The organism is Paenibacillus sp. FSL R5-0701 (assembly GCF_037973995.1).
Classification (GTDB): domain Bacteria; phylum Bacillota; class Bacilli; order Paenibacillales; family Paenibacillaceae; genus Paenibacillus.
This window is the reverse complement of sequence record NZ_CP150230.1, coordinates 4,863,657-4,883,324: the sequence shown is the minus strand read 5'-3', so window position 1 is coordinate 4,883,324 and position 19,668 is coordinate 4,863,657. Positions and strand designations below refer to the sequence as shown.

Genomic DNA, 19,668 nt, shown 5'->3' with positions numbered 1-19,668 from the left:
GTGCGCAGAAAGCCGCCGGAGACGGCTTTTTCTGTGTTCCTTACTTTTTTCTCAACATTCGTCCCTAACACGCTCCGGAATTTTCATAAATTCATGAATCTGCGCATAAGTTGAACTGTAGAGGAAGGGGGAAGACCTTCGAATGACCCGGATCAGCCGCAAGCTGCGCAGATGGACCAGTGAAGTGTTGGATCTGCCGCAGGATGTGCTTTATGATATGCCACGGTTAACCCTGATTGGCAGTAAGCAACTGTATATAGAGAATCATCGCGGTGTCATCCATTTCACCCCGGATCGTATCGTGTTGGCTCTTTCCCAAGGCCAGTTGGAGATCAAAGGAACTGCCTTGGTGATACGTAACATTTTGCCGGATGAAGTAGCTGTTGAAGGAACGATTCTGGATATTCATATGAATGGAGTGGAGGGGAACGGATGAAGCAGCCCAGTCTGTATAAACTGCGGGGAGCAGTCCGAATCACGGTCACTGGGGGAGACATTGAAACATTAATCAACACGGTGGCAGAGCAGGGGCTGGAAGTTTGGAACCTGCGTGCTCACGATGGACGCGTGGCAGAGATGAACATTCTGCTGCCGCATTTTTTCAGGTTGCGTCCTGTGTTGAAACGGACAGGCTGTAGGGTGAAAGTAACCCATCGCAGTGGTTTCCCTTTTTTTGCGGCCCGATTATTGCGGAGGAAGTTCTTTCTTGGGGGGATGCTGTTTTTTGTGGCAGCTTTGTTTGCGTTGTCGTCCATGGTATGGGATGTGGAGGTCAAGGGTAACGTCACCATTCCTACCGACGAGGTGCTCGCAGCAGCGAAGAAAGAGGGCATATATCCTTTCCAATGGGGGTTCCGCTTGCAAAGCCAAGACAAGCTCTCCAGGCAGCTTGCACTCGCTCTGCCGGATGTAACCTGGATTGGCGTGAGCAAAGAGGGGACAACCATCACCATTCAGGTCGTGGAATCGGCACAACCAAAGCGCGAACCATTACTGAATCCCAGACATCTGATCAGTAAGTCAGATGCTGTTGTCACTCAAATCTATGCGGAGCAGGGACGCCCTGTTGTTCAGAAGGACATGCGTGTCAAAAAGGGTCAGGTATTGATCTCGGGGATTCTCGGGGATGAGGAGAACACCAAAACCATTGTTGCCAAAGGTGAAGTTCGTGGTCTGGTATGGCGTGAGTATCAGGTAGAGGTTCCGCTGGTGCAAAAACATAATACAATGACAGGTGAGAGCAAAGAACGTTTTTACATGGTGCTGGGGAAATGGGCAATCCAACTGTGGGGGTACGGAAGTACACCTTTCAGTTCATTTGATACCGAGAGTAATCATAAACCATTGACGTGGCGATCCTTTACACTTCCCATGGGTTGGCTGACAGAGAAAGATCTGGAGACACGAGAGCATGAGCAACAACAGACGATAGAATGGGCCAGAACGAAAGGATTGGAAGGGGCAAGGAATGATATTATGGCCAAAAACGGCAAAGGAACAAAAATTATAAGTGAAAAAATTTTGCATGAGAAGAAAGAGAATGGTAAAGTTTATATGAAAGTCTTATTTGAAGTAGAAGAAAGCATTGCGGAAGAACTTCCGCTAGTCCATAGTCAAGGAGAATGAGGATATTTGTCAGAGCAAACACGCAGCATACAAATCTCCCTCCAGAGTGCGGGAGAGGGCCAATCCCTTTTTGGACCCCAAGATACTTTTCTTAAACTGATTGAATCCGAGATTCCTGCCCAGATTGCATCCCGTGAAGCGGAGATTGTGATTTTTGGCAACGCACAGCAGGTGGAATCGCTTGAACAATTATTTGATGTGTTACTGCAATTGATACGCAATGGATATGTGTTAACCGAGAGAGATGTGAAGTATGCGATTGAACTTGCCAAGGATATGCGGGCAGACCAACTATTGGATCTGTTCAAAGGCGAGATTACGACGACATACCGAGGTAAACCAATCCGTGTTAAAACCATTGGACAGAAGCACTATGTAACTACAATTAAAAAACGTGATATTGTATTTGGCATTGGTCCTGCCGGTACGGGTAAAACCTACCTTGCTGTTGTACTGGCTGTTGCCGCAATTAAAGAAGGCAGCGTCAAACGCATTGTACTCACACGGCCTGCTGTTGAAGCGGGAGAGAGTCTTGGATTTTTGCCAGGTGATCTTCAGGAGAAGGTAGACCCTTATCTGAGACCACTGTACGATGCCCTGTATGACGTTATGGGACAGGAACAGACCGCGAAGGCACTAGAGCGAGGGTTAATCGAAATCGCGCCACTCGCCTACATGCGGGGGCGTACGCTGGATGACTCCTTCATCATTCTGGATGAAGCACAGAACACAACGCCGGAACAGATGAAGATGTTTCTGACCCGTCTTGGTTTTGGCTCCAAAATGGTCATCACTGGAGACGTTACACAGATTGATTTACCGCGTGGTAAGAAATCCGGGCTTGTGGAAGCGAATACGATCTTGAACGAAGTTAACGAGATTGGATTTGTCTATTTTGCCGAGCAAGATGTTGTGCGGCATTCTCTCGTCCAGAAAATTATCGTGGCTTACAACCACGCCGCAGAAAATCAAGCATAGAAAGGGATTGTCTAAAGTGACCTCGAAGGAACCGTCAAAAGGCAAATCTTTTCAGAATAAGGCTACAGGATGGAAGTATAGCGTGTGGGCACGCTATCTTCTGTTTTTGTTTCTGGTGATTCTTTTCTACGTAAGTCTGGCTTCCAAGCTGCTCCCTGAGCGGTATGATATTCAGGAAGGGACACGGAGTGAAGTGGATATTGCTGCGCCCATGCAGATTCCGAATAACAAGGCCACACTCAAAGCACAGGAAGAAGCTGCTGAACGGGTACAGCCGATATTTCAGATTGTCCAGTTGCGAAACGAAAATTTGATGACTACCCTGCTTGACCGTGTAGATCGATTAAATCAGGATGATCAGATTTCAAGTCAGGACAAGATTGATATTTATCGGGATGAAATTCCGCAGCGCCAGAAGGACTTTGTGACCAACTATATCAATAATAATCGGAAAGCCGGTACATACTCCGAGACTCTTTTGGAAGAGATCAGAAATGTGGTACAGGAGCAAAGCTACCGTATTCCCGAAGAAACTTACATCAAAATCTCACGTCTGACATCGGATGATATCCAGGAGATGAAACCGGTTGCGAGGGATATTGTTGCCCGGTTAATGACGGATCAGATCAGCGATGCAACCACTGCCCGTGCCAAAGTAGCTGAGATGGTGAGTGTCAGCTCTCTTGGTAAGCGTACGCAACGTGAGGTCGTGCAAGAGCTTGCTCGGCTCGTGGTGACCGCTAACCGCTTCTACGATGAAGAGGGAACCAAGGAAGCGAAAGTTCAGGCGCGTGAGAACACTCAAACTGTCTTTATCAAGCAAGGGGACACATTAGTTGCCAAGGGTGAGATGATCACCCCGGAGATGTATACTTTGCTGGATGAGAATGATTTGCTTAAAAATGAAGTGAACTACTGGCCACAGCTTGGTCTTCTTATGTTTTCCTGCCTGTTGTCAGCAGCAATTCTGATGTATATTCAGCAAGGCAGCGGAACGCACTTTAAATATAATAATGCGCAGCTGTTGATGCTTGTTCTCATTTTTATTATTACGATTGTAGTTATGCATGTGACAGCGATTATCCAAACCAATGAGCGGTCTTATGTGGGCTTCCTTGCACCTGTTGCGGTAGGGGCGATGTTAATTGCCTTATTGCTGGATACGTCGCTTGCCTTTGTATGTTCGATATTGATCGGTATGTTATCCAGCATTATTTTGAATACGCATCAGGGTCAACTTTTTGACTTCGAACTGGGTTTCTTCGCTGTATTGGTTTCATTTGTTGCGATCTTCGCAACACATAAGGCTAGCCAGCGATCCACGATCCTGAAAGGGGCCATTATGGTCTGCTTGTTCGGGTCCATAGCCGTCTTCACCTTGGCTTTGATTGACTCGGGCGATTGGAATCGAACCACGACGCTGTATGGCGTTGGGTTTGCATTTGCTGGTGGCGTGCTGACTGCCATACTGGTCATTGGGTTGATGCCATTTTTTGAAACTTCATTTGGCATTTTGTCAGCGCTCAAACTGGTAGAACTGTCTAATCCGAACCATCCGCTTCTACGTAAGTTGCTGACGGAGACACCGGGTACCTATCATCACAGTGTTATGGTAGGCAATCTGTCCGAAGCAGCAGCAGAAGCCATAGGAGCTAACGGATTGCTCTGCCGAGTGGGTTCGTATTATCATGATATTGGCAAGACGAAGCGGCCCATCTATTTTATTGAGAATCAGAACAATATGGAGAATCCGCATGATTCAATTGATCCGAAACTGAGCAAATCCATTATCGTTGCCCATGCGCGCGATGGGGTGGAAATGCAGAAGGATTACAAGCTGCCCAGACCTATTCGGGATATTGCGGAACAGCATCACGGCACGACATTTCTTCACTATTTCTATCACAAAGCACTGCGCCAGGCGGAAGAAGCAGGCGTTGAGCCTGATTTCACGGAAGAAGATTTCCGTTACCCTGGCCCGAAGGCTCAGTCCAAGGAATCGGCTATTGTTGGCATTGCCGATAGTGTGGAGGCTGCTGTGAGATCTTTGCGCAAACCGACAGTGGAGCAAGTGGAGTCCATGATTGAGAAGATTATTAAAGGTCGATTGGACGATCATCAATTCAATGATTGTGACCTTACGATGCGTGAACTGGATATCGTCGCCAGAACATTGAAGGAAACGGTGATGGGTATCTTCCACTCCAGGATAGAATATCCGGAGGAGATTAAGAAACCAAAGCCGACTTCACCCGAAGCAGGCTAATTTAATAATAGTTCGTGTTCAAAAAGGTCGGTTCTCAGTACCGAGAAGATGGAATGAAGCTAGTAAGGCTTTTTGAACAACCTCTAATATGAGCAGACAGGAGTTATGAAAGAATGAGTCTTAATCTGGCATGGAATAATGAACAACAGGATAAAGAAATTACAGACCCAATGATTGCAATGCTGGAACAGTTGCTGAATCTCGCCGGAGAAGCGGAAGGTGTTGCAGACGGGGAAGTGGCTCTGACTTTTGTAAACGATGAGCAGATCCATGAGTTGAACCGTGATTATCGCGGTATTGATCGTCCTACGGATGTACTGTCTTTTGCGATGAACGAAACGGTGGATGAAGAGCTCGATATTATCTATGAGCTGGACGAAGATGAAGAAATGGAAGAAATGCCGGATGTTCTTGGAGACATCATCATTTCCGTACCACGGACCATCCTGCAAAGTGAAGAGTATGGACACTCATTTGAACGTGAACTTGGTTTTCTGTTTGTCCATGGTTTCTTGCACCTGCTCGGATACGACCATCAGGATGAAGCAAGTGAGGCTGAAATGATGGGCAAACAAGAAGCGGTATTGGCCCAGGCCGGGTTGACACGATAATGAAAAGGCGCTCCTGGGGTCTGGTATTCCGCAATGCTGCGGAAGGAATCGCATATGGGTTGCGGACTCAGCGTAATGTGAGAGTTCACACGGGAGTGGCTATTTTGATGTGTGTAGCCGGCTTTTTTTTCAGAATCTCAAGAACGGATTGGATGTTTGTGCTGACCGCTGTCTTTTTGGTCCTGGTGACTGAATTGATGAACACGGCTGTAGAGGCAGCGGTTGACTTGGCACACCCCCATATCCATCCGCTGGCAAAAGCGGCAAAGGATTCCGCGGCTGGGGCAGTTCTGCTGGCTGCGGTATTCGCCGTCATCATCGGTTGTATCGTTTTCATTAAGCCGGTGATGAGCTGGCTGGGTTTGTAATGATTTTGTTTTAACCTTGTTTTGATTTTAATACTACACAAATTTGTGAAGTTAGACCTTTTTTAAAAGTGGAACTTGTAGACATCACACGATAACGAAGAGGACAGAAATAAACCTGTAGAAGCGAAGCGTTCGCCTTTATCACCGGATTTTCACATTGAAAAAGTGAATCAAAAAATCTGGGGATAACAGCGATCGAAGGGTTATTCTGGACTCGGAGTGACTAGTGTGAATTTGGCTTTGGTTGAACTTAATTCGTAGGTACTAACTTTATATTGCACCCTAAGGGAGAGAATAATGATGGATAACGGTTTGTTAATGCAAGAGGCAATTAAGGCACGTACGAAGGCGTATACGCCATACTCCCATTTTGGTGTAGGCGCGGCTTTGCTTGACAGTGAAGGTCATGTGCATCATGGTTGTAATATTGAGAATGCTGCGTATACACCAGGTAACTGTGCTGAGCGTACGGCGATGTTCAGTGCCATTGCAGGTGGGCAGAAGCCTCGCAGCTTCAAAGCGATTGCCATTGTGGGCGACACGGATGGTCCGATTGCTCCATGTGGCGTATGTCGTCAGGTGATGTACGAACTGTGTGAACCGGATATGAAAGTTATCTTGGGGAACATGAAGGGTGATCTTCAAGAGACCACCGTTGCTGAACTGTTACCTTGGGCTTTTGGGCCTTCTGATCTGAATTCTGCCAAAAAATAAACCAATATTCCAGGCCTAGGCGCCTGAGGAGGAACATATGAAAAAACAAGCATTCAAATCCGGTTTTGTAGCTATTATTGGACGTCCAAACGTAGGTAAATCCACACTGATGAACCAGGTGATCGGACAGAAAATTGCGATCATGTCGGACAAGCCACAAACCACACGTAATAAAATTCATGGTGTGTATACATCCGAACATCAACAAATCGTATTTCTGGACACACCGGGTATTCACAAACGTCAATCCAAACTTGGCGATTACATGAACCAGACTGCTCTGAACACACTTGGAGAAGTAGAAGCAGCGTTGTTCCTGATTGATGCTTCGGAAGGCATGGGTGGCGGTGACCGTTATATTGCGGAACAGTTGAAAAATATTCGTACGCCTGTCATTCTTGTCATGAATAAAATTGACAAAATTGAGCCGGAAGCACTGCTTCCACTCATTGAGACGTATCGCAAGCTTCACGATTTCGCTGAAATCGTTCCTGTCTCTGCCATGCTTGGCAGCAACGTCAGCACGTTGTTGGAACAGCTCGGCAAGTATTTGCCTGAAGGTCCACAGTACTATCCTGATGACCAGGTTACTGACCATCCGGAGCAGTTTGTATGTGCCGAGTTGATTCGTGAGAAAATTCTGCAAATGACTCGTGAAGAAGTGCCTCACTCCATTGCAGTAACGATCGAAGATATGAAAGTGCAGGATAATGGTGTCGTTTATATCTCAGCCGTGATTTTTGTGGAACGGGATTCGCAAAAAGGCATCATTATCGGCAAGCAAGGTGCCCTTCTGAAAGAAGTGGGTAAACGAGCTCGACATGACATTCAGAATTTGCTTGGCTCCAAAATTTTCATGGACCTGTGGGTTAAAGTGAAAAAAGACTGGAGAAATCAGGATAGAGTTCTACGTGACCTTGGCTTTGGCCGCGACTAATCTTCGGAATTGTATCCAGTAATTGCAACACATAGTTTACCTTGCAAGACTCCATCCTATTTGGTAGATGCAGACGTCATTTCCGAAGAGAGGATGAAATTCCGATGCGAGATTTTTCGTGGAAGGTTTTTGCGATGACGGGGGATGTGGAGTCCTATTTGTTATATACCGAGGCGTGTAACTCGTTAGGACAGGAGTCGGATAATGCAAGGGAAGTGATTGAAGATGAAGAAGCCGAAGGATAATTGGCTGATTCGGGAATGGTTAGGTGACGAGGCATGCTATACAGGGTGGAAGGGATTGTCATCCGCAGCATGGACTACGGCGAAGGGAACAAAATCATTACGCTTTGCACCGAAAGCGGCGGGAAAGTAGGGGTACTCGTCCGCGGTGCCAAAAAGCCCAAGAGCCGACATGCTGCACTGGTGCAGCCGTTTACGTATGGTCAATATGTATATTTTCGCAATACAGGTCTAGGCACACTGAACGCTGGAGAAATTGTTGAATCTTATCATGATTTGCGTGAAGATCTGGTCAAGGCCTCATATGCTTCTTATGCGTGTGAACTATTGGATCGGGTGCTTCAGGATGAAGAGACAGGTACATTTTGGTTCAAACAGTTAAAGGCGTGTTTGCAGGCGTTGAAGGAAGAGAAAGATCCGGTTGTTATTACAAGTCTGTACGAAATGAAAATATTACAGGCATCCGGATATGGTCCGCAGTTCGATGAGTGCATCTCCTGTAACCAGGAGCGACCAGATGAGCAGTTGTTTATAAGCCCCAGACTTGGTGGAGTCTTGTGTCGAGCATGCAAACATTTCGATCCTCCAGCGATGTCAGTAAGTCCAAAGGCTCTGAAGTTGTTGCGTTTGTTCGCACAGTTGGATCTGCAGCGCTTGGGGAATATATCAGTGAGTGAGTCTACCCGTGATGAGATCAAAAAGTTGATGCGTGCCTTTATGGATCATCAGCTTGGTCTGAATCTTAAATCCCGTTCTTTCCTCGATCAGATGGAGAAGTACGGGATTTGAGGCGTTTTGGTGGAAGTGAAACTATATCTTGACTTCATACTAGATTTTATATATTATGAAATATAATTTCTCTTTATGAGACATGCATTGAACGAGAAAGTAAAGGACTAGATTTATTGCATTTATGGAGACAAGTCGTTGTATAACACTTGAGAATCATGAATGAGCGAGCCGGGGATGGTGGGAGCCTGGCTGAATCGGTCTTTGAAACGGCACTCGGGAGCATGAATGGACACGGAAAAGTGGGCTGGAACGAACAGGATCATCCTGTTTGATCTAAGCCAAGTAGGGTGGAACCGCGGGAATAGCTCTCGTCCCTACGTCTGTACAACAGGCGTAGGACGGGGGCTATTTATTGTTGTCTTCACCGTCCTAAGCTTGCTAACAAACCATTGAAAAGGAGCATGATTATGAATTTTCAGCAGATGATTCTAACGCTGCAACAATTCTGGGCCGAGCATAACTGTATTATTGTCCAGCCATACGATACGGAAAAAGGGGCAGGTACGATGAACCCGATGACCTTTTTGCGTTCGCTTGGACCCGAACCTTGGAAAGTAGCCTATGTGGAGCCTTCCCGTCGTCCTTCGGATGGACGTTATGGTGAGAACCCTAACCGGCTGTACCAGCATCATCAGTTCCAAGTAATCATCAAGCCTTCACCGGACAATATTCAGGAAATTTACCTGGAAAGTCTGAAACGTCTGGGCATTGATCCGCTCAAACACGATATTCGGTTTGTTGAAGATAACTGGGAGAATCCTTCCCTTGGTTGTGCAGGTCTTGGTTGGGAAGTATGGTTGGACGGAATGGAAATTACACAATTTACGTATTTCCAACAGGTTGGTGGAATCGAGACAAATCCGGTAGCTGTTGAAATTACGTATGGTATGGAGCGTTTGGCTTCTTACATTCAGGATAAAGAGAATGTGTTTGATCTGGAATGGGTGGAAGGTATCACTTATGGTGATGTATTCCGTCAGCCAGAATTCGAACACTCTAAATATACGTTTGAAGTATCTGATGTCAAAATGCTGTTTACACTCTTCAACATGCATGAAGAAGAAGCAAACAAGGCCATGGCGCAGCATCTGGTATTCCCTGCATATGACTATGTGCTGAAATGTTCCCACACGTTCAACCTGTTGGATGCACGTGGGGCCATCAGTGTAACGGAACGTACGGGTTACATCACACGTGTCCGTAATCTGGCTCGCCAAGTCGCTGCAACATATATGGAAGAGCGTGAGAAGCTAGGCTTCCCGCTGATCAAGAAAGGGGGAGCCGAGCATGTCTAAGGATCTGTTGTTTGAAATCGGGTTGGAAGAAGTACCTGCACGCTTTATGCGCGCAGCAATCGCACAGCTGCAAGAGCGTGTCGTGAAATGGCTTGACGCATCCCGCATTGCTTATGGTGAAGTGAACGCGTATGCCACACCGCGCCGTCTGGCTGTTTTGATTCAAAATGTGGCTGAGAAGCAGGAAGATATTGAGGAAGAAGTGAAAGGTCCTTCACGCAAAATTGCACTGGACAACAGTGGCAATTGGAGCAAGGCTGCACTCGGATTCGCCCGCAGTCAAGGTGTTGAACCCGACCAGTTCACGTTCAAGGAACTGAACGGTGTCGAATATATCTATGCAACAAAGAGCAGCAAAGGTGTAGAGACTGCTTCTGTGGTTGGCGAAGGATTACTTTCTGTATCACATGCCATGACGTTCCCGAAATTCATGCGTTGGGCTTCCTATGATTTCAAATTTGTACGTCCAATCCGCTGGATTGTGGCTATGCTCGGCAGTGAAGTTATCGATCTGGAAGTGACAGGTGTTAAGTCGGGTAATGTAACTCGCGGACATCGTTTCCTCGGTAAGGAGGCCGTGATCTCCAATCCGTCTTCATACGTGGAAGTGTTGCGTGCAGAACATGTCATTGCTGATATTCAGGAACGTGAACAGATGATTGTATCCCAGATTCAGGCACTGGCTGCTGAGAAAAAATGGGATATCGCGATTAAGGAAGACTTGCTGGAGGAAGTCCTGTTCCTGGTGGAAACACCTACCGTATTGTTCGGAACATTTGACTCTTCATTCTTGAATATTCCACAAGAAGTATTGATTACTTCCATGCGTGAGCATCAGCGTTATTTCCCTGTACTGGACAATGAAGGACAATTGTTGCCATTCTTCGTGACGGTACGTAACGGTGGAAGTGATTCATTGGACGTTATTGCCAAAGGAAATGAAAAAGTTTTGCGTGCACGTCTGTCTGATGCCAAGTTCTTCTATGAGGAAGATCAGAAGCTACAGATTAAGGATGCATTGTCGAAGCTGGAAAGTATCGTCTTCCAGGAAGAATTGGGAACGGTTGGAGATAAAGTACGCCGTATTCGCAAGATTGCCGATGGACTTGCTGCCAAACTGCAAGTATCCGGTGATGTTGCTGAATCCGTTAGCCGCTCAGCAGATATCTGCAAATTCGATCTGGTAACACTGATGGTGGGTGAATTCCCGGAACTGCAAGGTGTGATGGGTGAGGATTACGCTCGTAAAGCCGGCGAAAAAGATGAGGTGTCCAAAGCGGTATTTGAACACTATCAGCCACGTTTCGCTGGAGATCAATCCCCTGCTTCTCTTGTGGGTGCCATTGTGAGTGCTGCTGACAAAATGGATACAATCGTGGGTTGTTTCTCCATCAACATTATTCCAACGGGTTCACAGGATCCGTACGCGCTGCGCCGTCAGGCTGCAGGTATTGTACAGATTTTGCTGGATCACAAGCTTCCGCTGACATTGTCAGACGTGTTCGGAGTAGCACTTCAAGTGCATGCCCAGATGAACCTGTTGAAACGTGCAGATGAAGAGGTTCGTAAAGATCTGCAAGACTTCTTTGGTCTTCGTGTGAAAAAATTGTTGTCCGAAACCGTTCGCTACGACGTAGTGGATGCTGTAATTTCTTCCGGATTCGATGATATCAGCGCTGTGGTTCCAAAAGGTGAAGCGTTGATGGCGGCTGTTATGACAGGAGACGCATTCAAAACAACGGTTGAATCGTTCAACCGTGTGGGTAATCTGGCTGCCAAAGCATCCAATGCTTCCGTACATCCAGAACTGTTCACGGAAGATGGAGAACGTCAGCTACATGAGGCATGGAGCAAAACGAATGCAGAATATCGTCAGGCGTTGACTCAGCATCATGCTGCTGAAGCACTGGCTATTGCATCTGCCTGGAAGGATGGTATTACCTCATTCTTCGATTCGGTTATGGTTATGGCCGAAGATGAAGCTGTTCGGGCGAATCGACTTGCCTTGCTCGCGGCTATTGATCGTGACTTGAAAGGATTTGCTGATTTTTCCAAGTTGGTTTGGTAATTGGGCGTATTTCATGAGTCCTTTTCCACAGACTTGGCGCAAAGCTAAAATTCAGTATTAAAGAAGGATATATGAGGGTATAAATATACGGAACGGGTTGTGAAATGTATTTTTTACAACCGCTCCGTATTTTAGCCTTTGATTTCCCTTGTTGTGCCAGAAGGATTTTGCCTGGCCGGGGTCGTATATAACAATATGCAGCTATTTTATGAAACCGGGTGGTCTGGGTTTGAGTGAGTTAAATATACGTCACATTGTTGTGGATGGTGATGCTTGCCCGGTCAAAACCGAGATTGCGCAAACCGCTCGCCTTTTCAACATCCCCGTACTGTTAGTCTCTTCATTTGATCATTTGCTTCAAGGAGGAGAAGGGGTACGAACCGTGCAAGTGGATCGCAGTGATCAGAGCGCAGACCTGTATATTGCTAATCATATTAAGCCATATGATGTGGTTATCACTCAGGACTATGGACTTGCGGCACTTGCGCTCGGCAAACGTTGTTATGTTTTGTCTTTTCGTGGTCGTGAATTCAACGATCGTGACATTGATTTCATGTTGGATTCTCGTCATACTGCGGCAAAAGCACGAAAAAGAGGCCATTACGGGAAAGGCCCAAAGCCTTTCACAGAGCAGGATCGAGAAATGTTTCAACATAAACTGACAAAACTTTTAAAAGATTTGCAGGAGAATGTGTAAGTTTATCGAATTATATTTACGTGTTGAAGAGATGAAGGTGGCCAGAGATGAGTACCGGACAAGGCGGTATACCCGAAAGTATTATTGAATCGGTGTTACAGCAGAATGATATTGTCGATACGGTGAGCCGATTTGTGCATCTGACCAAACAGGGGAAGTATATGAAGGGCCTCTGTCCTTTTCATTCCGAGAAGACGCCTTCGTTCACCGTTACACCTGAGAAACAAATTTTCTACTGCTACGGTTGCGGCACGGGTGGAAATGCCATCAAATTCAGGATGGAAATCGAAGGGTTATCCTTTCCCGAGGCTGTCAAAACGATGGCGGAAGAAAGTCACATCTCTATGGGGGACTGGCAAGGGCGTGAATCTGCTCATGTGAATCCGGAGACTGAACGTCTGTTGGAGGCTTATGAGCTTACCGCGAAGCTGTATCATTTTTTGTTGAAAAATACAGAGCATGGCAAGTCAGCTATGGAGTATTTACGCTCAAGAGGTTTTGGCGACAAATTGATCGACCAGTTCCAGATTGGTTTCGCACCAAATCGTTGGGACACACTGGTACAATTTCTCGAGAAACGTAACTATCCGCTCGAAGAGATGGAAAAGGGTGGACTTCTGTCACCGCGAAATGAAGGTCAGGGATATGTGGACCGATTCCGAGACCGGATTATGTTCCCGATTAATGGCAGGAGCGGTAAGCCAATTGCATTTGCAGGACGCATATTGGGAGATGGGCAACCGAAGTATCTAAATTCACCGGAAACCCGGTTATTTAACAAAAGCCGTGTTCTCTATAATCTGCATCATGCCAAAAATGCAATTCGCAAACAAAGACAAGCCATTTTGTTTGAGGGATATGGTGATGTCATCTCCGCATGGGATCAGGATATCCAGAATGGTGTAGCGGCAATGGGTACTGCGTTAACCGAGAATCAGGCACTGATGCTTAAAGGCATGTGCGACGAAGTCATCATATGTTATGACGGCGACAGAGCAGGACAGGCTGCTGCACTCAAAAATTTCCCTATTCTTGAGGAAGCTGGATTGCAGGTCAAAGTGGCTCTCATTCCCGAGGGACTTGACCCGGATGATTTTATCCGGAAGCATGGTGGTGAACGGTTCCGAAACCAGATTGTGGACGGTGCCGTGACAACTACAAAATTTAAACTTATAAACTTAAAAAAAAGCCATATACTGCTAGAGGGTGGCGGACAAATCGCCTATTCGAAAGAAGCAGTAAAATTGATTGCACCCTTACCTTCTCCAACAGAGAGGGAAGTGTATCTCCGTGAACTGGCTGCAGAAGTGGACGTATCCTTCGAAACATTGAAGCAGGAGTGTAATGAAGAACGGGAGGCAATGAAAAATAACCTCCAGTACGGGGATAATAACCCGAAAAGGTGGAATAATGGTAGGCAACAAAATAGGCAGGTGCCTACACCGAATCTGTTGCCGGCTTATCACGCTGCCGAACGCAAACTGATTGCCTGGATGTTGCAGGATGATGAGGCTGCCCAGTACGTGAATGAACATCTTGGTGAAGCTTTTAACTTGGAGGATCATGCAGCTATTGCTGCTTATCTATATGCCTACTATGCGCAAGGCAAACCGTCGGATACAAGCCGTTTTATGTCTTCACTGCATGACGATCGCCTGGAAAAAACGGTCAGTTCAATCTCGATGATGGATGGTCCAGGTGAATGGAGTATTCAAATGCTCGATGATTGCATCAGGGAAGTGCTGAAGCATCCGCGTAAGAAAGAGTACGATTTGAAAAAAGAAGAAATGATTGCTGCAGAGCGGGCAGGTGATTCTGTACGCGCGGCACAGATTGCAATTGAAATGATTGCCCTAGAGAGACAGTGAACGTCTGATGATTAGATGTTTCTAGGGAGGAGGGAGTCGAGTTATGGCGAATGATCAGCATACTGAACTAGAAACAGAATTGACACTGGATCAGGTTAAAGATCAATTGATTGAATCAGGTAAAAAAAGAGCTTCGCTGAATTACAAGGAAATTATAGAGAAACTCTCTCCTTTTGAGCAGGATGCAGAGCAAATGGATGAGTTCTATGAGCAACTGAGCGATCTGGGTATCGATGTAGTGAATGAAAATAATGAAGAGGTTACACTTCGTCCTAGTGAAGATTCCGAGAACAACACCAGAGAGGGAGAGGACGAATTCCACTTTGATGATGATCTGAGCTTGCCGCCAGGTATCAAAATCAATGACCCTGTCCGTATGTACCTCAAGGAAATTGGTCGTGTGCCACTGCTGTCGGCAGATGATGAAGTGCAACTGGCTAAACGGATTGAGAACGGGGATGAAGAGGCCAAGCGTCGTTTGGCTGAAGCGAACCTTCGACTTGTAGTCAGTATCGCCAAGCGTTACGTTGGACGTGGAATGTTGTTCCTTGATTTGATTCAGGAAGGTAATATGGGTCTGATCAAAGCGGTTGAGAAGTTCGACCACAAAAAAGGATACAAGTTCAGTACGTATGCTACGTGGTGGATTCGCCAAGCGATCACTCGTGCTATTGCTGACCAGGCGCGTACCATTCGTATCCCTGTGCACATGGTGGAGACGATTAATAAGCTGATCCGGGTATCCCGTCAGCTGTTGCAGGAACTTGGGCGTGAACCGACACCAGAAGAAATCGCTGCTGAGATGGATCTGAGTGTAGAGAAAGTTCGTGAAATTACGAAGATTGCACAGGAACCGGTTTCTCTGGAAACTCCGATTGGTGAGGAAGATGATTCCCATCTGGGTGACTTCATTGAGGATCAGGAAGCACTTGCTCCGGCGGATGCTGCTGCGTATGAGTTGCTCAAAGAACAGCTCGAAGATGTATTGGATACACTGACTGAACGTGAAGAGAACGTGCTTCGTCTACGTTTTGGTCTGGACGATGGACGGACGAGAACGCTGGAGGAAGTTGGCAAGGTATTTGGTGTTACGCGTGAGCGTATTCGTCAGATCGAAGCCAAGGCTCTTCGTAAATTGCGTCACCCGAGTCGTAGTAAACGACTCAAGGATTTCCTCGAATAATCGAACTATGGGAGACTTTCCGTAAGACGCTTTAGCGGCGGCGGGGTCTCCTTTATTTTTAATTTAAACGTCTTGATTTCTTGGTTTTGGAAATTCATCCTTGAAATGTTTTATTGGATTTTATTTTATCGCTTTTCCTTGTTCAATGCAAATCAATAAATTAAATGAATGGTGTAGGTGCTTCATGAAACTTTCGAATCGATTACAGCGAATACATGATCAAATTCCCGATGGCAGCTGCATGGCTGATATCGGTTCAGACCACGCGTTGCTGCCAGTAGCCGCAATCCGCAGTGGGAAAGCTGCAAGTGCAGTAGCCGGGGAAGTCAATCCTGGCCCTTATGATGCTGCATGCAAACAAGTCAGCGATGCTGGCTTGAAAGAAAAAATAACGGTGCGTCGTGGAGACGGTCTTGATGTGATCACTGCGGGTGAAGTGGATGTCATCACCATTGCAGGCATGGGTGGTGCCCTGATTGCCTCTATTTTGGACCGAGGTTTATCCAAACTGGAAGGAGTCCAGTTACTTATTTTGCAACCAAATGTGGGAGAGGATATCCTCAGACGCTGGTTGTTGGAGCATCACTGGGTGGTTGTAGCAGAACAGTTGCTCGAAGAAGATGGCAAGATCTATGAGATTATAACGGCGATGCCACAATCCGTAAGCCCGATTGCCAATGTAGAGGTGTATCGTGCACGTCCGCTTCAAGGCGGGGCAGAATTAACGGAAGATTTGCTGCTGCGTATGGGACCTTATTTGGTGGATCGTCCATCGGATGTATTTTTTGCCAAATGGGAAAGTGAGATCATCAAGCTGCAAGGGGTTGTAAACTCGATCTCCAAATCCGATCAGGATTCTTCCCGGGACAAGGCGGCTGAGGTAGAGCGCCTTATCGCAAACTTGAAGGAGGTTTTGGCATGTTTGCCAAAGGTCAAACTGTAATTCAACTGATGGAGCAACTCGCTCCCAAACATCTGGCTGTACCGGATGACCGCATTGGTCTGCAGCTCGGCAGTTTGCAAAAAGAAATCAGTCACGTATTGGTTGCTTTGGATGTGACGGATGAAGTGGTGGACGAAGCGATTCGTATCGGTGCCAACCTGATTATCGCTCATCACGCGATCATTTTCCGTCCGGTTAAGTCACTGAGTACAGATACACCGATGGGTAAATTGTATGAAAAGCTGATTAAGCATGATATTGCTGTCTATATTAGTCATACAAACCTGGATGTGGCCGAGGGTGGTATGAACGACTGGATGGCCGAGGCACTTGGCATCGAGAGTAAAGAATCGTTGGAAGATGTACACACAGATCATCTGTACAAGCTGGCTGTGTTTGTGCCTCGTACCCATCATGAACAGGTTCTTCAGGCCATTCTGGAAGCCGGAGCGGGTAGTATCGGTCAATATAACAAGTGCAGCTTCAACACGGAAGGTACAGGAACGTTTGTACCTGGTGAAGGGACTCAACCGTTTATCGGTACCCAAGGGCAGATGGAACGTGTGGAAGAAATGCGGATTGAGACCATCGTACCCCAAAGTCTGCGCAGTAAGGTCGTTCAGGCGATGCTTAAGGCTCATCCGTATGAGGAAGTCGCCTATGACCTCTATGCAATGGATTTAAAGGGCCGTACGCTTGGTCTGGGACGTTTGGGACCCCTTAAGGAACCTAAGACATTAGGTGAGCTTGTGGAGGTTGTGAAGACCCAATTCAGTGTGCCTCATGTGCGTGTAGTAGGAGATCTGAACAAGCAGATCAAAAAAGCTGCGGTTCTTGGCGGCTCTGGCAGCCGTTATGCGCTCACTGCCCGCTTCAAAGGTGCGGATGTTATTGTGACTGGAGATATCGATTACCACACGGCTCATGATGCGTTAATGGCAGGTATGTGTATCATCGACCCGGGACATAATTCCGAGAAGATTATGAAACCAAAAACAGCGGATTGGCTTCGTTCCCGTTTGGAAGAAAAACGATATGATACGCAAGTTACAGCTTCAGAGGTAAATACGGAAGTATTCCAGTTTATCTAAAAAGACCGTTGATGTACGGCTTCCAGTAATATTAAGCTTGTCTGGGAACCTAAATGCCTGTATACTATGTAATGTTGTTCGGAAAGTTTGACAGACAATCGCTGGTGGCCTTTGTTGCCACGAGAGGAAAGTCCGGGCTCCACAGGGCAGGATGCTGGATAACGTCCAGTCAGCGCGAGTTGAAGGATAGTGCCACAGAAATGGACCGCCGATGGCCGGATTTTCCGGCACAGGCAAGGATGGAACCGAGGTGTAAGAGACCCCGAGGAACGCTGGTGACTTCGTTCCTGGTAAACCCCATCTGGAGCAAGACCTAATGGGACACAGCCGCCTTTTCGGAGGAGGCAACCTTAGCCCGAGGTGTGTCTAGGTTGGTCGCTTGAGCTGTGCAGCAATGTATGGCCTAGATAGATGATTGTCGCTTCTGGTGGGAGGGTAGTTCCCGTATGAACCACGAAGAGCACAGAACCCGGCTTACGGTAAGCTTTCCTAACTGCAACAACAACATTATAGCAACACAATGTAGTCCACCTATCAGTCGAGGACAACTCGTATGATTCATCCGATGGCCTGACTGATCAGAAGGACCCATGAACATCTGAACAAACATAACTCCTGTTGATAACAGGTTCTATAAAATAAGGCGGCATGCCCGAGATTCTCGGGCATGCCGCCTTATTTTTGTTTCTCATATCAAGTCATTAACCTTCATACGCTAGTGGACAGCAAAACGTTTATGACAGTTCATTACAGTGTAACAACACTGTCCGATGTCAAGGAAGCATGCCAGCGTTGGATGGCGCGATCCATTCTTTCCACCGCTTCCGGAAGAAGCTCAGGGTCCGTATGAGTAAAGTTGATTCGCATGCGGTTTAACTCTGGTGTACCTGCATAGAAGGAATCACCCGGGACAATGCACACTTTCTCCTGGATACCATATGTGAACAGATTGCTTGCTAGCATGCCTTCAGGCAGTTGCAGCCACAAGAACATGCCACCTTGTGGTGAATTCCACGAGATGCCTTCCCAGGCTTTGGCTGCCATGAGAGTCGTCAGTGTTTTCATGCGTTGTTCGTAATCCTCTGAAATATGGCGGATATGCGCATCCAGATCGAAAGATTCAAGCAGTGCATGAAGCGCTCTTTGGTCAATGCTGCTGGAGTGCAAGTCTGCACCTTGTTTGGCTCGTGCTGCCATTTTGACAATATCGGGAGCAGCCAGTATCCAGCCCGTACGAAGGCCAGGTGCTACCGTTTTGGAGAATGTACTGGTGTAGATAACGTTAGAAGGGCCGTCATAGGATACTGCATCCAGTTCTGCGAGAGCAGGGACATCCAATTGCTCCGGATTGAACCGAATTTCACCATAGGGATCATCTTCCAGAATGAGTACACCATACTTGCGGCACAGATCCACAGCCTGCTGTCTTCTTTCTCGTGACCACACTTTTCCCGTAGGATTGGAGAACGTGGGATTAATGTAGACAAGTTTTGGACGATGCGACTGGAGCTGTTCCTCCAGAGATTCAGGCAACATGCCGTGATCATCACAGGCTACTCCGTGAGATTCAGCCTGATAGGAATGAATGACTTGCAGAGCAGCGAGGTAGGTTGGTGATTCAACCAATACGCGGTCACCTGGGTCAAGAAGGATGCGGCAAACCAAGTCAATGGATTGCTGTGAACCCGTAGTGAGAAGCATGTGATCGGGTGAAGCGGGAATGCCTTTGGATTCAAGACGTTCCGCAATTTTGGCGCGAAGAGGACGGTAACCTTCAGTCTCCGCATATTGAAGAGCGGCTGCTCCGCTCATAAATACTTTTTCATATGCAACGCGGATGGCTTCCAGCGGGAATGAAGTCTGGGCTGGTAATCCACCGGCTAGTGAGATCATTCCAGGTGCCTGAGCGGCCTGGAGCATGTCGCGAACGACAGAGGACGGGGTGTTTTGTGCCATTTTGGACCAAGGGATACTCATGTTATTCTCATC

At 46.9% G+C, this 19,668-nt stretch carries 18 protein-coding genes and 1 other RNA gene; 18 read left to right on the top strand and 1 reads right to left on the bottom strand.

The features are described from left to right. The first annotated feature begins 142 nt into the window (after positions 1-142). The 18 genes from yqfC to rnpB all read left to right on the top strand — a co-directional run bounded on the left by yqfC (position 143) and on the right by rnpB (position 18,171). Entirely contained in the window at positions 143-436 is a 294-nt protein-coding gene (gene yqfC / locus MKZ13_RS21615) for a sporulation protein YqfC (RefSeq protein WP_017687241.1), read from the top strand. Next, complete coding sequence (yqfD, locus tag MKZ13_RS21610; RefSeq protein ID WP_339178040.1) at positions 433-1,626, top strand: sporulation protein YqfD; 1,194 nt, start codon at positions 433-435, stop codon at positions 1,624-1,626. Before yqfC ends, yqfD begins: the two co-directional genes overlap by 4 nt. 6 nt (positions 1,627-1,632) lie before the next feature. Next, entirely contained in the window at positions 1,633-2,604 is a 972-nt protein-coding gene (locus tag MKZ13_RS21605; RefSeq protein WP_017687243.1) for a PhoH family protein, read from the top strand. A gap of 16 nt (positions 2,605-2,620) precedes the next feature. Then, complete coding sequence (locus MKZ13_RS21600) at positions 2,621-4,870, top strand: HDIG domain-containing metalloprotein (RefSeq protein WP_036674803.1); 2,250 nt, start codon at positions 2,621-2,623, stop codon at positions 4,868-4,870. Positions 4,871-4,983: 113 nt separating this feature from the next. Further along, positions 4,984-5,481: an rRNA maturation RNase YbeY gene (gene ybeY, locus MKZ13_RS21595; protein WP_036615036.1), complete on the top strand. Its 498-nt coding sequence runs from the start codon at positions 4,984-4,986 to the stop codon at positions 5,479-5,481. Beyond that, positions 5,481-5,849: a diacylglycerol kinase family protein gene (locus MKZ13_RS21590; RefSeq protein WP_339178036.1), complete on the top strand. Its 369-nt coding sequence runs from the start codon at positions 5,481-5,483 to the stop codon at positions 5,847-5,849. The genes ybeY and MKZ13_RS21590 overlap by 1 nt, the downstream gene beginning before the upstream one ends. 300 nt (positions 5,850-6,149) lie before the next feature. Beyond that, positions 6,150-6,563, top strand: a complete 414-nt coding sequence (locus tag MKZ13_RS21585) for a cytidine deaminase (protein WP_076211616.1) — start codon at positions 6,150-6,152, stop codon at positions 6,561-6,563. Between the two features lie 37 nt (positions 6,564-6,600). Further along, positions 6,601-7,500 (top strand): GTPase Era, encoded by a 900-nt coding sequence (era, locus tag MKZ13_RS21580; RefSeq protein ID WP_076211614.1) that lies wholly within the window; start codon positions 6,601-6,603, stop codon positions 7,498-7,500. A gap of 104 nt (positions 7,501-7,604) precedes the next feature. Then, entirely contained in the window at positions 7,605-7,745 is a 141-nt protein-coding gene (locus tag MKZ13_RS21575; protein ID WP_074095877.1) for a YqzL family protein, read from the top strand. Between the two features lie 33 nt (positions 7,746-7,778). Next, entirely contained in the window at positions 7,779-8,531 is a 753-nt protein-coding gene (gene recO, locus MKZ13_RS21570) for a DNA repair protein RecO (protein WP_339178032.1), read from the top strand. 410 nt (positions 8,532-8,941) lie between these two features. Beyond that, entirely contained in the window at positions 8,942-9,829 is an 888-nt protein-coding gene (glyQ, locus tag MKZ13_RS21565; protein ID WP_017687252.1) for a glycine--tRNA ligase subunit alpha, read from the top strand. Further along, entirely contained in the window at positions 9,822-11,897 is a 2,076-nt protein-coding gene (gene glyS / locus MKZ13_RS21560; protein WP_339178029.1) for a glycine--tRNA ligase subunit beta, read from the top strand. The genes glyQ and glyS overlap by 8 nt, the downstream gene beginning before the upstream one ends. A 208-nt stretch (positions 11,898-12,105) precedes the next feature. Then, positions 12,106-12,594 carry a YaiI/YqxD family protein gene (locus MKZ13_RS21555; protein ID WP_047843776.1) on the top strand — a complete coding sequence of 163 codons (489 nt, stop codon included), beginning with the start codon at positions 12,106-12,108 and terminating at the stop codon, positions 12,592-12,594. 47 nt (positions 12,595-12,641) lie between these two features. Then, positions 12,642-14,462: a DNA primase gene (dnaG, locus tag MKZ13_RS21550; RefSeq protein WP_221821991.1), complete on the top strand. Its 1,821-nt coding sequence runs from the start codon at positions 12,642-12,644 to the stop codon at positions 14,460-14,462. A 43-nt stretch (positions 14,463-14,505) separates the two neighbouring features. Further along, positions 14,506-15,645 (top strand): RNA polymerase sigma factor RpoD, encoded by a 1,140-nt coding sequence (gene rpoD, locus MKZ13_RS21545; protein ID WP_017687256.1) that lies wholly within the window; start codon positions 14,506-14,508, stop codon positions 15,643-15,645. A 184-nt stretch (positions 15,646-15,829) separates the two neighbouring features. Then, positions 15,830-16,588, top strand: coding sequence for a class I SAM-dependent methyltransferase (locus MKZ13_RS21540; RefSeq protein WP_339178021.1), 759 nt, complete (start codon positions 15,830-15,832; stop codon positions 16,586-16,588). Beyond that, positions 16,564-17,679, top strand: a complete 1,116-nt coding sequence (locus tag MKZ13_RS21535; protein ID WP_339178018.1) for a Nif3-like dinuclear metal center hexameric protein — start codon at positions 16,564-16,566, stop codon at positions 17,677-17,679. The genes MKZ13_RS21540 and MKZ13_RS21535 overlap by 25 nt, the downstream gene beginning before the upstream one ends. Positions 17,680-17,761: 82 nt before the next feature. Continuing rightward, an RNA gene (rnpB, locus tag MKZ13_RS21530) (RNase P RNA component class A) lies at positions 17,762-18,171 on the top strand. Positions 18,172-18,426: 255 nt separating this feature from the next. On the opposite strand, the gene MKZ13_RS21525 is transcribed toward rnpB, so the two are convergent. Further along, complete coding sequence (locus tag MKZ13_RS21525) at positions 18,427-19,656, bottom strand: PLP-dependent aminotransferase family protein (RefSeq protein ID WP_221821996.1); 1,230 nt, start codon at positions 19,654-19,656, stop codon at positions 18,427-18,429. Positions 19,657-19,668 lie beyond the last annotated feature (12 nt).